Raw genomic sequence first — 15,387 nt, forward strand, 5'->3', positions numbered from 1 at the left:
CATCAGATGAAGAAAAGGGGTGTGGCGATCGCGTTGGGGGCGAGCATGCTGACGGCCTTTGTGCCAGGCCATGTCGCGGCGCAGACCACGCAGGGCGCGCGGGCCGCCCAGCGGTTCGATATTCCGGCCGGGAGCTTGGCGGCGGCCCTGCAAGCCTGGAGCAAGGTCACCAAACTCCAAATCCTGTATCGGATGGACGATGTCGGCCGCAAGCGGACCAACGGCATCCAGGGCGACTATGCCCCGTTGCTGGCGTTGCAGGGCCTGCTCATCGACACCGGTCTGAAGATCGTCACGACGGAGGACGGTGCGGTTGCCCTCCGCCCTTTGGCCGGCGACGAGGTCGACACCAGCGCCACGCCTGACATCCTCGTTACGGGCAGGGTCAATTGGTCGCTCAACACCGGCATCGAACGCACGCAGGACGACAGCCAGCCGTTCATCGTCCTCGGCCGCAAGGAGATCGAGCGCAGCGGTGCGCCCAACCTTGAAACGTTCCTGCGCAATCAGCTGAACGTCAACACCTCGCCGATCGTCGGGGATCAGGCGATTGCAGGCGACAATGAAGCCAATCCCCGCCGCCCGATCGGCGTCAGCGCGATCAACCTGCGCGGCATCGGCCTGCGCGACACGCTGATCCTGGTCGACGGCCGGCGCCAGCCCGGCATCAACCTGGGCAATGGCGATATCACCCAGCCGTCGATCACCGGCATCCCGATCGCTGCGGTGGAGCGGATCGAGGTTCTTGCCTCGTCGGCTTCTGGCATCTATGGCAGCGGCGCGTCGGGCGGCGTCATCAACATCGTGCTGCGCCGCGACTTCAAGGGCGCCGAACTGTCGGCGAATTATGATAACACCAGCGATTTCAAACAGGGTCGCGGTTCGATCGATCTCACCGGCGGCCTGCCGCTGGAAGGGGGACGCACGCGGCTGACCTTTACCGGCAATTGGACCAAGCAACTGGCGCTGCGCTACGGCGACCGCGACAATCTGCGCCGCCGCGGGCTGAACGACATCCTCGCAAACGACCCCGGCTCCTTCTACGGCGGCTTCGTCAACCCGCCGCAGGGTTCGCTGGTCAACTTCAAGACGCAGGACGGCACGCCGCTTCAGCTGAAGCCCGAATATGGCGGCCAAACGCTGTCGAGCAGCCTGGGGACCATTCCCAAGGGCTATGCGGGGATCGCGAAGGCCGGCCTGGCTCCGCTGCTATCGTCGCTCGGCACCTTCAATCTCGACCAGCCGAATACCGCCGCCGGCACCGGTGCCCGCGCGCCGCTGCTCTATCCGGTGAATCAGTATAGCGGTTCGGTCGCGGTGCGGCGCACGTTCAACAGCTGGCTGACGGCATATGCCGAAATCGGCATGTCGCATTCCTCGGCGATCAATACCTTCTCTAACACGCTCAACGCGGTCTTCCTGAACGAGTCGGCCCCCGGCAACCCGTTCACGCAGCAACTCGCGATCGCGTTTCCGGCCAATCCTGCCTATGACGCCCCGATCAAACAGGTTTCGTCGACGCTGCGTACGCTGGGCGGTGCCATCGTCCGGCTGCCGGCAGACTGGCAGGCGGTCGCCGAGGTCTCCTATTCCAAGTCCAATTATTCGGTCGCGAACAGCCCGCCGTCGATCAGCGCCTTCGCCTCCAACGATCTCCAGTCCGGGGTTCTGAACGCGCTCGTCGATACCTCGACCTATCCGCTTCCCTTCACCTACAATACGACGCCCTATTATCAGCGCCAGCAGGACGGCAAATCGAGCAACGTCGCGCCCTCGTTGCGCCTCGCCGGGCCGCTACCGTTCTCGCTGCCGGGCGGCAAGCCGCAATTGACCGTCAACGCCGAGATCAACACCCAAAAACTGGAGTCGCGGCTCCGCACGCTACTGACCGATGATGGCGCGATCACCACCTTCACGCCTACCGCGCACCAGACGACCAAGTCGGTCTATGGTGAAGTCGTGTTCCCGATCCTGGGCGACAAGCATCAACTGCCGCTGATCCGAATGCTGGAATTGCGCCTGTCGGCACGGCATGAATCATATAGAGGCGACGGCACGGACACGTCCGACCCGGTGTCCTGCATGACGCCGCTCGTGGCGGGGCAGTATGACTATTTCGGCAACTGCCCGCCCGCGGGAACCGTCATCCCGCGGTCGACGACCACCAACGCGCATACCGATCCCAGCATCAGCCTGCTCTGGTCGCCGATCGATGGCGTCACGCTGCGTGGCTCGTACACGACCGGCTATCTGCCGCCGCAGCTCAGCCAGTTGGTCAAGGTTCCGCGCCCGCAGATCTTCCTTCAGATGCGCGATCCGCAGCGCGGCAACGAGCTGATCGGCATGCAGGTGTTCGGCCTTGGCATCGTCTCGGGCTTCTCCGGCGGCAACCCGGATGTCCGGCCGGAATCGTCCAAGACGTGGACGGGCGGCGTGATCCTGAAGCCGCATTTCATCGACGGCCTGCGCTTCTCGGTCGACTGGACGCGCATCCACAAGCGGGACATGTATTTCGATCCGCTGCTGCTGCTTGCGACGTTCTTCGGCGGCACGCAGACGCAGTTCAACCAGTTCATCACATCGAATCCCGACCGCGTCACGCGCGGTCCCGCATCCGGCGGCTTTGCCGTCGGGCCGATCACCGCGCTGGACGTATCGCTGATCAACCTGAAGTCGCTGGTCACCTCGGCCTATGACTTCACGCTCAACTACGACACGAACCTGTTCGGCGGTCAGCTGTCGGCCGTCGGCCGTGCGACCTATGTCGATCAATTGGTGATTCAGCCGTTCGCCGACACGCCCGCGCAGAATTACGCAGGCGTCGTCACAGCCGGTTTCGCGGCCGGCACCGGTGCATCCGGGTCCCTGCGCTTCCGGGGCAGCGGGTCGCTGCAATGGACGAAGGACGGGCTCAGCCTCGGCTGGCAGACGCGGTATCTCAGCGGCTATTACCTGACGCTGGATCGCAGCTTCGTGGCGGCGCAGGGGTCGGCGAAGGTCGCCAGCCAGATGTATCACGATATGAACATCAGCTACCGCCTGCCGCAGAAGATGACGGTGCGTTTCGGCATCAACAACATCTTCAACAAAATGCCGCCGCTCGATGTGTCGCAGTTCCCGCTCTATTACAGCCCGTACGGCGATCCGCGGCTGCGCAACTTCTATTTGGGGATCAGCAAGTCGTTCTGACCCCGGCCGCCGCATCCCTTCGAAACGACGGGATGCGGCGGGCTCGCCAGTTTCCTCGGCCGTGCCGATGGACACGGTCCCAGACACGGCCCTCGCCGTTACGGTTTTCCCACCCCCGATTGTCCTGCTCCACGACGGTTCCGCACCCGTGTCACATTGCCGAACCGTCGTTCGACCAGTGCCTACCCAACCGATCAAGGATAAGTCGATGAGCCTGCGTATGATGTTGATGGCCGGTACGGCACTGCTCCTGGCCCCCGTTCCGGCGCTGGCCACGCCAACTGCGAACAGCCCGGCAACCACGGCATCGCGATCGGACACCGCCCCGGCGGAGCTCGTCAAGCTGGTCCGCGACTTCACCATTCCCTATCAGACGTTCACGCTGCCCAACGGCCTGACGGTCATCGTCCTCACCGATCACAGCGTGCCGATCGTCTATACCAGCATCAATTATGCCGTCGGCTCCACCTTCGAACCTGCGGGGCGCAGCGGCTTTGCCCATCTGTTCGAGCATCTGATGTTCAACGGCAGCGAGAATGCGCCGGGCGACTATTTCAAATATCTGCGCGACGCCGGGTCGATCGGCGTCAACGGCAGCACCGGCTATGATTTCACCAACTATCACGAGGCGGTGCCGACGGGCAGCCTGGACCGCGTGCTGTTCGTGGAAAGCGATCGAATGGGGCATCTGCTCGGCGCGATCACCCAAGGCGTGCTCGACGAGCAGCGCGGCGTCGTCCAGAACGAAAAGCGCAACAACGACAACAATCCCGCCAGCATCCTGGGCTATAGCCGCCGCAGCGCGATCTATCCCGCCTCGCACCCCTATGGCCACAGCGTCATCGGATCGATGAAGGATCTGAACGCCGCGTCGCTCGCCGACGTGCATCAATGGTTCAAGGACTATTACGGCCCCAACAACGCCACGCTCCTGTTGGCGGGTGATATCGACCTGGCGACCGCGAAGGAAAAGGCGATGCGCTATTTCGGCGACATTCCGCGCGGGCGCGCGATCACCCCGCCCGCCGCCGAGCCGCCGGTCCTGAACGCGCCGATCGACCAGTCGTTCACCGGCCCCGTCTCGACGGCACAGATCGCACGGACCTGGCCCGTGCCCGGCGGGCGCGACCCGGCGAACTTCTCGCTCGACGCGGTATCGGGCCTGATGACCGGCATCGACGGCGCGCCGCTGTTCGACAAGCTGGTGCGCCGGGACAAGCTGTTCAACCATCTCAGCGCCGACAACACGACCTATCGCGGCGTCGGTGAATTCACCATTTATGGCTCGGTCCGGCAGGGTGTCGATCCGAAAGCCGCGGCAAAGGCGCTGGACGACGCGATCGCCCAGTTCCTGCACAGCACGCCGTCCGCCGATGCGCTGGCGCGCTACATGGCGACGCGGATCATCCCGGCGGTCCGCAACAACGAGACGATCGAGGCGCGCGGCGGCCTGTTGATGCAGGCCAACTCGGTGCTCGGCTCGCCCGCCAAATATAAGGACGACCTGATAGCGTATCTCGCCCTGACCCCGGCAAAGGTGATGGCCGATGCGCGCAAGTGGCTGGGCCGTCCGGGCTATCGCGGCATGATCGTCCCGGGACCGCGCATGATCGCGGCGGGCGACGAAAGCGTCGCAGGGGCCGAAGTGCCCGACGCGCCCAAGACCGCCGTCGTCGCCCCGCAAAGCGGCACGCGCGGCCCCATCCCCGGTGTCGGCGAGCCCCAGGCCGCCCGCTTCCCGCCGGTGCAGCACGCCACATTGGCGAACGGCATTCCCGTCCTCTACGTCCGGCACGAGGCCGTCCCCTTCACCACCGCCGAACTGTCGTTCGACGTGGGCAGCGTCGACGATCCCGCCGGCAAGCCCGGCACGATCCGCGCGATGTTCCAGATGCTGGACGAAGGTGCGGGCGGCCATGACGACCATTGGTTCAAGCAGCTGCGCGAACGGACCGGCGCGGCGATCTACGGCAGCGCGCAGAACACCGACTCCGGCGTCTCGTTCGCAGCGCCCAGCGCCAGCCTGGACACGACGCTCGACACGATGATGCTGATGCTGACCCGTCCCGACTTTCCGCAGGATCGGCTGGAGGAATATCGGCGGCAGGAATTGTCGCGCGTCACGGCCGCGCCGACCAGCCCCGGCACTTTGTTGGGCACGGCCTTCACCCAAGCGCTCGCGCCCGGGACGCTGCTCGCCAAGGCATCGCAGGTGCCCAGCGTGGCCGAGGTCGACGCCATCACCCGCCCCGATCTGGAGGCGGCCTTCCGTCGCTGGATTCGCCCCGAAGAGGCCAAGCTGGTCATCGTCTCGAACGAGCCGCTCGCGACGCTCCTGCCAAAGCTGAACGCCACGCTGGGCCATTGGAGCGTGCAAGGGCGCGGCCCCGCCCCGGTCGCGCTCGATCCGCGTCCGGCGCTCGTCACCGGACCGCCCAAGATCGTGCTGGTCGACATGCCCGGCCAGGTCCAGGCGTTTCTGGGGGGCGGGCAACTGGTCGACATGCCGCGCAGCTATGAGGGCGTAGCACCGCGTCTCGCCAATATCGCGCTGGGCGGCGAGTTCACCTCGCGCATCAACATGAACCTGCGCGAGGACAAGCACTGGACCTATGGCGCGTCGGGCAATTTCGACGTCGACGACCTGGGGTCGAGCTATCAGGTCGAGGTGCAGCTGCAGCCGGACAAGGTCGGCCCCGCGATCAAGGAAGTGCAGAAGGAGCTGAACGCGATCGTCACCGACCGGCCGATCACGCAGGAGGAGTTCGACGAGGCCGTCGCCAACACGCTGCGCAAGAATGTCGCCTCGTTCCGTTTCGGCGGGCAAGTGATGGCCGCTGCCGCCATGCTCCAGCGCAACGGCTGGCCGGACGATTTCTTCAGCACCTTCGACGCGCGCATCCGCGCGGTGGCGCTGCGGGACGCGAACGCCGCGATGCGGCAGTATCTGCAACCTGCCAAATGGGTCTGGACCGTCGTCGGCGATGCCAAGACGATCCGCCCGCAGCTGGAAGGACTGGGCCTGCCGATCGAGGTGGTGACCCCGGCCCAGGTGTTGGCCAAGCATTGAGGCGCACCGGGGCGGGGCCGATCCTGCCTCGCCCCGGGCGGCCATCGGCGCCAACGCGCTCCTCTTTTGACATGGGACAGGCCGTGGACATCGATCATACGCCGCGCATCCGCCTTTGCGGCATCATGGGGCAGGCGCTGGTCGCCGCCTGGCTGTCGGCCAGCGTCGGCACACCCGCCGCTGGCCAGACCGCACCACGGCCGATCGGCAACGCCGTCGTCGACCTGAGCCCGCCGCTGCCCCGCCCCACCGGCCCATCCTGCACCGTCACCCTGTTCGACCGGCGCGAGTTCCAGGGCGACGAACCCCTGCCACTCGCCTACCGCCCGCCTGCCGACTGTCCCGGCCCGTGGCGCAAGGTGGTGCTGGAGGCGGACTTCGACGTCACCACGGGTACGCAATTCGACCGCTCCGCCGACCTGACGCTGGGCGGTGCCACCCTCTTCCTCGGCACGACGATGGAGCCCGGCGAGACCTATGCCCCGCATTGGCATGTCGCCCGCGACGTGACCGACTATGCCGCGCTGCTCCGCACGCCGAGCGACGGCCGGGCGACCTTGGTCAACTATCTCGACAAGGACCATGATGCGCATGTCCATTGGGGCGCCCGTCTGGTCTTCTATGCTGGCGAGGCGCCCGCCCCGGACGGCGTGGTCCTGCCGGTGACAGCCGGGCTGTCGCGGCTCGACCCGCAACAGCCGCTGGTGTCACGCACGATCCGTTTCCCGCGCAACCTGACGCGACTGGCCATCGACCTCTTCGCCATCGGGCAGGAGCGCGAGGAATTCTGGTACGATTGCGCGCCCGGCGATCTCGCCCAGCGCAACGTCTTCGGGCCGCCGCCCTGCGACGCACCGTATCGCGAGGTGGAGGTACGGATCGACGGACGGCTCGCGGGCGTCCGCTCGGTCCAGCCCGACGTCTTCACCGGCGGCATCAATCCCGGCCTGTGGCGACGCGTGCCCGCCCTGCGCGCGCTGAACCTGCCGCCCGCCCGGGTCGACCTCACGCCATTCGCCGCGCTGCTCAACGACGGCATGCCGCATTTGATCGCGCTTGCCATGCCGACCGCCGGCACGTTCTTCCGCGTGTCGGGCACGCTGATCGGGACAGTCGATCCCACCCGTCCGGTGGTGACCGGCGCGCTGACCGCCAATACGCTCGCCCCCGCGCGCATCGTCACGCGACAGCTTCGCGCGCCCCGCGGGCCGGGCGCGATCGGCACGGTGCAGACGGTCGCCACGCGCGCCGATCGTGTCGAGGGCTATATCGACACCCCGCACGGTCGCGTGGTCACCCGCGTGGCTTATGACCTCGACCAGCGGCTGACCAACACCCGCGACACCGGCGTGTCGAACAAGCGCTATGTTGCGCGCCAGACGATGACCGTCACGACGCGCGGCACGACGCCATCGCGGCGCCGCATCGCCGAACGCGACACGCTGGCCATCGACATCGGCATCCAGCCGCCGCTCTATGGGGTACAAAACGGCACGCAGATCGCACAGGCCAGCGAGCGCATGATCAGCGGCGATGGCCCCGACAACGGCCGCACGGCACAGATGCTAACGACCTTCGCCCCCAGCTTCTCGCTGTTCACCGCGCCCTTGCAGACGCCCAACCATGTCCGCGTCACGTCACTGGTCGAAGATGCGACGGGACAGCGGCGCGAAGTCGAAGCCGTCGTGACGGATGACAGCGTGACATATAACGACACCGCCCACCCGACGGTGAACGAAGCACCCGTCAGCAGTCGCGGGGCTGCCCCGGAACGATCATCTGCGGCATCGCGCAGTCGACATCGCCCTTCAATCGCGGGGTCGCACCGGTGATATCCAGGGCATAGGGAAAGCGCGCGCCCGCCGTCGGCTTGGCCTCGTCGCCGCCGGGGATGGGTTCGTAGACGCCGGGCGTTGCCGTCACTGCCAGAAAGAGGCGCGCATCACGGAGCGCGCGATAGGTGATAACCGCGCTGCCTCGACCCTCGACCGCGCCGAGCGTGGAATAGGTCGGCTCCGTCCCGCCCCGCACCGCGACAAGGGCGAAACGCCAGGCCGCGTCCTTGTCAACCGTACCGCCGGTCAGCCGGACCGAGACACGGCCGTCCGCTCCGGTCACGGTCAACGGGATCAAGTCGCTGCCGAACTGGTGCAGCAGCAGGCCGGGCTGGGGCACGTAGCGACCGGGCCGATCCCCCGGCAGCAGCGATGCCCAGCGGGTGCCGCCGAACAGGAACCGCATGACCGCAGCCGCATCGAGCATGGCGCGCTGGTTCAGGAAATCGAGCGTCACGAGGCGCGCGCCATACCAGCCCATATCGTCGGCGAACGATCGCATCCCCTTGGGATAGGCACCCGACGCCTGCCCAAGCCGCACGACCGCCGGCAGGAAATCCTCTGCCCCGTCGCCGGTCGGCATGCGCCGATCGTGGCGCCATGCCCCCCAGACCAACGGCCGCGTCCGCGCGTCCTCGAACAGCATGTCGATGAACGGATAGGCGCCGTAGCGCGCCACCGGCCAGACCGCACCGAGATACAGGTGGTTCCCGTAATGCGAAATCCAGGTCGTCTTGCCCGGAACCAGCAGATGCCCCAGCCAGTTTGCGACGCTTTCCCAGACCGGCCCGGCGGTCGTGCCGCCGCGAAAGCCGCCCGAGTAGAATTGGATGACATGGCCGAATTCATGCGCGAAGGTCTTTGACCCGAACGCCATGTCCTGTGCGCTGATCCAGACGCTGGGCGAGGCATTGGCGCCATGCACGGTCAGGTCACCGCCATCGACATGCGGGCGGCCCGTACCATAAAGGTAAATGGCGATGCGCCGCCGCTCGCCCGCAGGGCTTTCGGCATAGGGCATCGGTGCGCCGGTCAGGGCGCGGCTCATCCGCCATACCCATTCGGCCCAGTCACCGGCGCGCTTCAGAAACGTGGGCCAGTCCTGCCCGCTCGCCCGCACCCACGCATAGCTCTCGCCTTGGGGATTGGTGCCATACCAGAAGACGAAATGCTGCGTCTCATAGGCGCCGATCCTGCCGCTCTCCCGGTCGCCGGGCTGGACCTGCGCAGGATCAGGCACGGTCGCATATAGATTGGGGTCGGCGGCGTAGGGGTGCCGCGCCTGTTCCGCGCTGACGAACGCGCGATCGGCGGCCGCAAAGGAATCCGCCCGAAACGCGCGGTAGCAACCGGCCGCCGTTACCATCTCGACGATTTGCCGTGCGTCCCCATCATCCACGCCATAGGCCTGGACCAGCCGGGCACGGAACGGCGCGCCGATCGCCAGCCCCTCGCGATTGCCGCCATCATCGTCGATGGTCGCGGGCTGGCGGACAGGCCGGATCGGGGTCCAGCGTCGCAACGGATAGCGCCCCCATGGCGCGAGCGTCGTGTGGCTACGACACCCGCCCGGCGCAGCGGCGAAGGCGGGACTGGCTTGCAACGACGCCGTACCGACCAGCACCGACACCAGCGCCATCCATCGCAATCCCGGCCTCATGCGCATCGTTCCCCACACCCTTCGCGCGTGCCGCCGCTCCATAACGAACGATACCCCGCGCGACCTTCCGATATGCGATAGGACAAGGCACGACGGAAAAGCCGTAACGCCCGCCAAATGGCGCCCCGCCGCGCGCGGCAAGGCTAGATGGCCTATCAGGACGTCGCGACCGAGCCCGCGCTGACGATCGGACCGTCACGGTGCGCAAGTTGCCGGCCAACAAGATGCAGGCGGACGCCGCATGAAAATGCACCGCCAGCCGCTGCCCGGAATCGAAATCCCGGGCAGCGCGGTGCGTCAGAAGCGGGCTGAAACGCCCACGCGGAGGGTCCGTCCGCGTACCGCGTAATAGGCCGGGAAGGTGTTGAAATACTGGCCGATACCATAGTTGGTATCGAAGCCGATCAGCGGCGGATCCTTGTCGAACAGGTTCTGGACATTGAACCGCAGCTCGACCCCCTTCACCACCGTGGCGTTGGCGTTGAAATCGAAATAGCTGAAGGGCCGAATGCGGTCGGCCAGCGGATAGGTCTCACCCGGCGCGGCGGCCAGCACCTTGTTGCTCGAAAGCTTCGAGATGCGGGTAGCGCCGGTGTAGCGCCAGGTGAAGCCCAGCCCGCCCTCGATCCACGGCAACCGCCAGTTCAGCCCCGCGACATGGCGCCAGCGCGGCATCGGATCGCCGCAGGCGAATCCGAAATAGCCGAGGCACGACCATGGGGTGTTGCCGGGCGCGAACTGGCGCTCATATTTGGTCGTCAGCGTACCGTTGAAGTTGAGGTTGAACGTGCCGAGATGATCGGCGATGCCCAGCCGCTCGGGATCCAGCGCATAGTTGGTCGAAAAATCGATGCCGCGCGTCGCAGTATAGCCCGAATTATTATAGCGGGCATCGGCCACCTTCAGCACACCGGTCTGCGGGTCGCGCTTGTAGAACTGACAGAAAAACTGGACCTTGTTACCATAGCATTGGTTGAATGCCATATCGATGCGCGTCCATTCGAACGCGCCGCGGATCATGATGTCATACCAGTCGATCGTGGCGGTGAAGCCATGCAGGAAGCGCGGCTGGATCACCGTACCCACGGTGATGCTGCGCGAGCGTTCCGGCTGCAGGTCCGGATTGCCGCCGTTGATCAGCGTCGTTGGGCAGAAGCCTCTCGAATCGCAGCCGGTATAGGTGGTCAACGCATCATATTGGGCGCGCGTCATGCCGATCGAGCATTGTTCGAACGTGTAGCGCGTCGCGCCCTTGCCGTCCGATGCGGCGCGCGGCGGGGCGCACAGATCGAGCATCGCGACGTTCGGATAGCGGTTCTCGCCCTCCAGCCGCTCGAGCACGCCCACCCGCACCGCGCGGTTGTAGCTACCGCGGAACCGCAGGTCGGCGACCGGCGCCCAGCTCGCCTCCGCCTTCCAGCTGCGGACCAGGCTGTTATAGACGTCATAATCCGAGATGCGGTAGCCGCCGTTGACGCTGAGCTCCTTGAAGAACGGCTTGTTCTCGATCAGCGGAATGTCGATTTCGCCGCCCAGCTCGCGAACGCTGGTGCGCCCGTCAAAGGTGGTGAAGTTCGACCAGGCGCCAAAGCCCTGCGACTGGTTCCGGTATTTGCGATACTCGCCGGTGACCGCGAAGCCGATCCCGTTGGCGGCCAGCGGGCTCTTCAGGCCATAATCCTCCAGCGTCCCCGAGACGGCGCCGTTGAGCACCTGCAGATCATTCTGCTGGCGTCGGCTGCCGGTGTCGCTCAGCCAGGTATAGACCGCATCGCTGATCGACACGTTGGACGAAAAGGCGTCGATCGGCTGGCAGCTGGGGTCCGTGCCGTCGATCTTCGACAGGCAGGTGGGTATGCCGTTGACGTTGCGCACCTGCAGGCCCCGCGCCAGGCGCTGATCCTGGTCGGGACGCCACTGATGGTCGGCGAACCCGTGCTGGATATTGCGGGTCTTCTGATAGCTGAGCTCGAAGCGGATCTTGTCGGTGACCTTGCCCGACAAGGTCAGCGCGCCGCGCCAGTCGGTGGTGTCGTTGGTGAAGTTCATGAACATGCCGGGGCGGAACAGCGACAGCGAAATCGGATCGCTGAGCGCGGTGGTGCCCGTTGCCGGCCCGCAGATCACCTCGGCCTGTTGCGGGCCGAGGAACGGGTTGTCGCAATTGACCGGCGCCTCGGGGGTCCACAGGCCGCCATCGACCGAGTTGCGGCCGCGCTCGGTGACGCGGCTGAACAGGAAGCTGCCGCCGAACCGCATACCCAGCGGCAGATCGGCGGTGATGAAGCCGCCGGCATTGACCGTCTCGCTGCGCCGCTGGATCGAATCGACGCGCTGGATACGCACCTCGTCGGCAGTGCTATAGGGTCGGAAGGCACGCACCCCGCCCTTGGCGTTGGTCAGGTCCTGACCCTTCGCGTAGAAATAGTTATACGGGTTGTAGGTGGTGCCGTCGCACGACCATTTCGTGTTGCCTGCCTCACGGTTGGCCGGATCGAACATCAGCAACGGGCAATTGGTGGTGTCCAGATCGCGGAACTGGATCGGGTCCGCCTTCTTGTAGGTCGCGAAGGCGCTGATGTTGAGGCGGTTGCCAAGGAACGTCTTGCCGGCCGCCAGCGAGGCGAAATAGTTTCCGCCGCCGAGGTAATAGCCGCTGGGCGACGGATAGCCTGCCGTCTTCGCGATATCCGAAAGCAGCTTGCTGTTGTTGTTGTGATTGAATCCGCTGACCTCGCCATCGAAGGCGATGCCGTCGAACTTGCGCTTGATGATGAAGTTGACGACGCCCGCGATCGCGTCCGACCCATAGACCGCCGAGGCGCCGCCGGTCAGGATGTCGATGCGGTCGATCAGCGCGCCGGGCACGATGTTGACGTCATTGTCCATGCGCTGCCCGTTGAGCAGGGTCAGCGTACGCCCGGCCCCCAGCCGGCGCAGGCCGACCGGCGCGGAACCGGAGGTCCAGCTCGCCCCTTGCAGGCCCAGCATCGGGGTTACCTGCGGCAATTGCGCCAGCGCGTCCTCGATCCGCGCGAGGCCACGTTCCTTCAGATAGGTCGAGTCGATGGTGGTGATCGGCGCGTTGCTGACATTGTTGGGACGGACGATGCGGGTGCCCGTCACGATGATCTCGCTGGCGTCGCGCGGGGTGTCTGCTGCGGTATCGGTTTCGGGTACCTGGGCAGGTGTCGTTTCCGCCTGCGGAAAATCGGCGGTTCGCACCTGTGCCGATGCCGTTGCCGAAAATGCCATGGCAATGAACGATACGCCGAAGAGCCCCCATTTGCACTGATATGTCATGCTGTTTCCCCAAACAGACTTTTTGTGACAACCAAGGCTATCGCAACCGCTCGGTTCAGGCAAATATATTATACTATATTCGGATCACGCACTGCTGCTGCCGCTACCAGCCGGTATCCCAGGCCCCGCGCGATCCGCGCCATTTCACCGTGCGGGTGCGCGTGCCGGATCGGGCGCCCAGCGCGCTCTGCACCGCCGAACCGGCGGTCGCCGGCGTCCATCGCCTGCTCGTCGACGGCACGCCGGTCGCGGTCCGCATCGAGAAGGGCTATGCGGTCCTCACCCGCGAATGGCACCCCGGCGACCGGATCGAGCTGGACCTGCCGATGGCGGTGCAGCGCGGGTCGTGGCGGGAGGGCACGCCGATGATCGCGATCCCCGATTCTGCGCGGGCGAAGCGCACCGGCATGCCCATTCGCGAATTCCCGCGGGGCGAAGGCGCAGGCGAATATGCGCCGGGGGCCAGCAACAGCGGCACCGGCGGGGTGGCGGTCGAGCGGGCGCCGGCGCGAGCGCCCTCACCGGATTCGGTGGTCTGGCTGACCGATATCGCCTGAGCGTCGGGGAGCGCTGCGCTCCCTGCATCCGGCGGCGGGCGGCGGGGAGAACCCGCTGCCCGCGCTGCTATCGGCCTGGCCTGGTATTCAGCCGCAGGGTGCGATCGCGCGATCCGGCTTTGCCATGGGCGGGGCCGCGTCCGGCGCAAGCGCCTCCCATTCCTCCACGCCGACGCCGGCGACGCTGCCGCCATGACTCGACGCGTCGAACACCGCGCGCAGGCAGCGCGTCCTGATCGCGGGGAAGCGCACCGTTTCGAACCGGTCGGTGCGGGTGCCATAACCGCGGGCGCCGGCGACGGGCTTCCAGCCCTTGTTCCAATATTCGAGATGCCAGGCCGCGGGTGGTGCGACGCCTTCGCCCGATCCGGCGGGCTGGTCGGCGAAGAAGCGGATCCGGCTCTCGGTCAGCGTCACCGGCGCTGCCCAGCGATATTCCACCCAGGGGCGCGGCGGATTGGCGCCGGTCCAACTGCCCCACATGTCCGGCGGCAGCGGCGCGCTGCGCACGATGCCGTCGTTCAGCGCGCCGATCCAATATTGCACCGGCAGCGGCAGGTTGGAGGCGGTGGCGAAGGCGCCGAGCGCACGATTGCGGGTCGGCGGTGCCGGCGGGCGCGGCGCGCGGGTGGGCGTGACCAGCTGGATCGCGGCGGGGGAGACGCTGTCGTCCCACGTCATTCGGTCCAGCGCCACCGATCGGCGGAAATGGCCGCCGCCCACCGCGTCGGCGGTGTGGTAGGCAAGGTACCATTGGCCCTTGAACTCCACGGCGCCGGCATGGGAGGTGGTCGACGAGACCGGTCGCAGCAGCACGCCGCGATAGGTCCAGGGGCCCAGCGGCGAGGTCGCCGTCGCATAGGCCTGGCAGGCATAATAGACCGCAGGGGTGCAGGCGCTGTCCGGCCCGGCATTGTTGGCGGCGTAGAGCAGGTAATAGACGCCCTTGCGCTTCATCAGCCACGGCGCCTCGAAGAAGCCGGTGAGGCCGGTGATCCGCTGCTCGGGGCTCTTGGGCGTGATCATGTCGGCGGCGAGCTCCATCGCGCGGATCTGGCCGAAGGTGCCCCAGTAGAGGAACACGCGCTTGTCGTCGTCGACCAGCACGGTGGGATCGATGTTCTGGATGTCGTTGGCGATGGGTACGCGCTGCGACACGATCGGCCCGGCGGGATGCGCGTCGCGCCACGGTCCGGTCGGCGCATTTGCGACGGCGACGCCGATCGCGAAGCCGTCCTTGGCATCGCTGTTCCGCTCCAGCACGGGGGCGTACAGGTAGAAGCGACCATCGACGCCGCGCACCACCTGCCCCGCATAGGCCCGCCCCGGCTCCGCCCAGGCGAACACCGCCTCGGATCGGGCGACGGCGGGATAATGCTGCCAAATGCCGCTTGCCGGATCCTTGGTCGACAGCAGCTGCCATTCGCGCATGATGAAGTCGTTGACGCCGTCCGGCGCTTCGTCGCGCCCCGCCAGGATCCACAGCGTATCGCCGTCGACCAGCGGTGCAGGGTCGGTCGAATAGGTGCGTCCGTCGCTCAGGATGGGATTGCCGGCGCTGTGCACCCTCCGGGGCGACGGTGCCGTCTGTGCCAGCGCCGTAGTGGACGCCGACAGCATGACCGCCAACGGCGCGATGCATCGTTTGTATCTGGGCATTGTGTGGATGCTCCTCCCCCTATCCGCTTTTCTGGTGGCGCGAGGAAACCCCGCCGTCTTCCCCCTGCCGCACCGTAAGGGGCGTCCTTAGAACTTCAATATATGATATACAGA

General features: G+C 66.4%; 7 protein-coding genes. 4 read left to right on the forward strand and 3 right to left on the reverse strand.

The genetic code is table 11. The features are described from left to right. Window positions 1-6: 6 nt before the first annotated feature. The 3 genes from DD559_RS08575 to DD559_RS08585 all read left to right on the forward strand — a co-directional run bounded on the left by DD559_RS08575 (window position 7) and on the right by DD559_RS08585 (window position 8,091). On the forward strand, window positions 7-3,189 hold the full coding sequence (locus DD559_RS08575; RefSeq protein WP_240610177.1) for a TonB-dependent receptor: 3,183 nt from the start codon (window positions 7-9) through the stop codon (window positions 3,187-3,189). A gap of 208 nt (window positions 3,190-3,397) precedes the next feature. Next, window positions 3,398-6,259, forward strand: a complete 2,862-nt coding sequence (locus DD559_RS08580; protein WP_116468804.1) for a M16 family metallopeptidase — start codon at window positions 3,398-3,400, stop codon at window positions 6,257-6,259. An 83-nt stretch (window positions 6,260-6,342) separates the two neighbouring features. After that, a complete protein-coding gene (locus DD559_RS08585) occupies window positions 6,343-8,091 on the forward strand; it encodes a peptide-N4-asparagine amidase (protein WP_240610178.1) in 1,749 nt (582 codons plus the stop codon). Here the strand turns inward: DD559_RS08585 and DD559_RS08590 are convergent. Next, window positions 8,006-9,733: a DUF6055 domain-containing protein gene (locus DD559_RS08590; protein ID WP_116468805.1), complete on the reverse strand. Its 1,728-nt coding sequence runs from the start codon at window positions 9,731-9,733 to the stop codon at window positions 8,006-8,008. The two genes, DD559_RS08585 and DD559_RS08590, sit on opposite strands and share 86 nt — an antisense overlap. 318 nt (window positions 9,734-10,051) lie before the next feature. Beyond that, a complete protein-coding gene (locus DD559_RS08595; RefSeq protein WP_165831059.1) occupies window positions 10,052-12,979 on the reverse strand; it encodes a TonB-dependent receptor domain-containing protein in 2,928 nt (975 codons plus the stop codon). Between the two features lie 71 nt (window positions 12,980-13,050). Here DD559_RS08595 and DD559_RS08600 point away from each other — a divergent pair, with 71 nt between their 5' ends. Then, window positions 13,051-13,614 (forward strand): beta-L-arabinofuranosidase domain-containing protein, encoded by a 564-nt coding sequence (locus tag DD559_RS08600; RefSeq protein ID WP_116468807.1) that lies wholly within the window; start codon window positions 13,051-13,053, stop codon window positions 13,612-13,614. A gap of 87 nt (window positions 13,615-13,701) precedes the next feature. Here the strand turns inward: DD559_RS08600 and DD559_RS08605 are convergent, their stop codons facing one another. Continuing rightward, on the reverse strand, window positions 13,702-15,273 hold the full coding sequence (locus DD559_RS08605; RefSeq protein ID WP_116468808.1) for a family 43 glycosylhydrolase: 1,572 nt from the start codon (window positions 15,271-15,273) through the stop codon (window positions 13,702-13,704). Window positions 15,274-15,387: the final 114 nt, after the last annotated feature.

Source organism: Sphingomonas pokkalii (assembly GCF_003096275.1).
GTDB lineage: Bacteria > Pseudomonadota > Alphaproteobacteria > Sphingomonadales > Sphingomonadaceae > Sphingomonas > Sphingomonas pokkalii.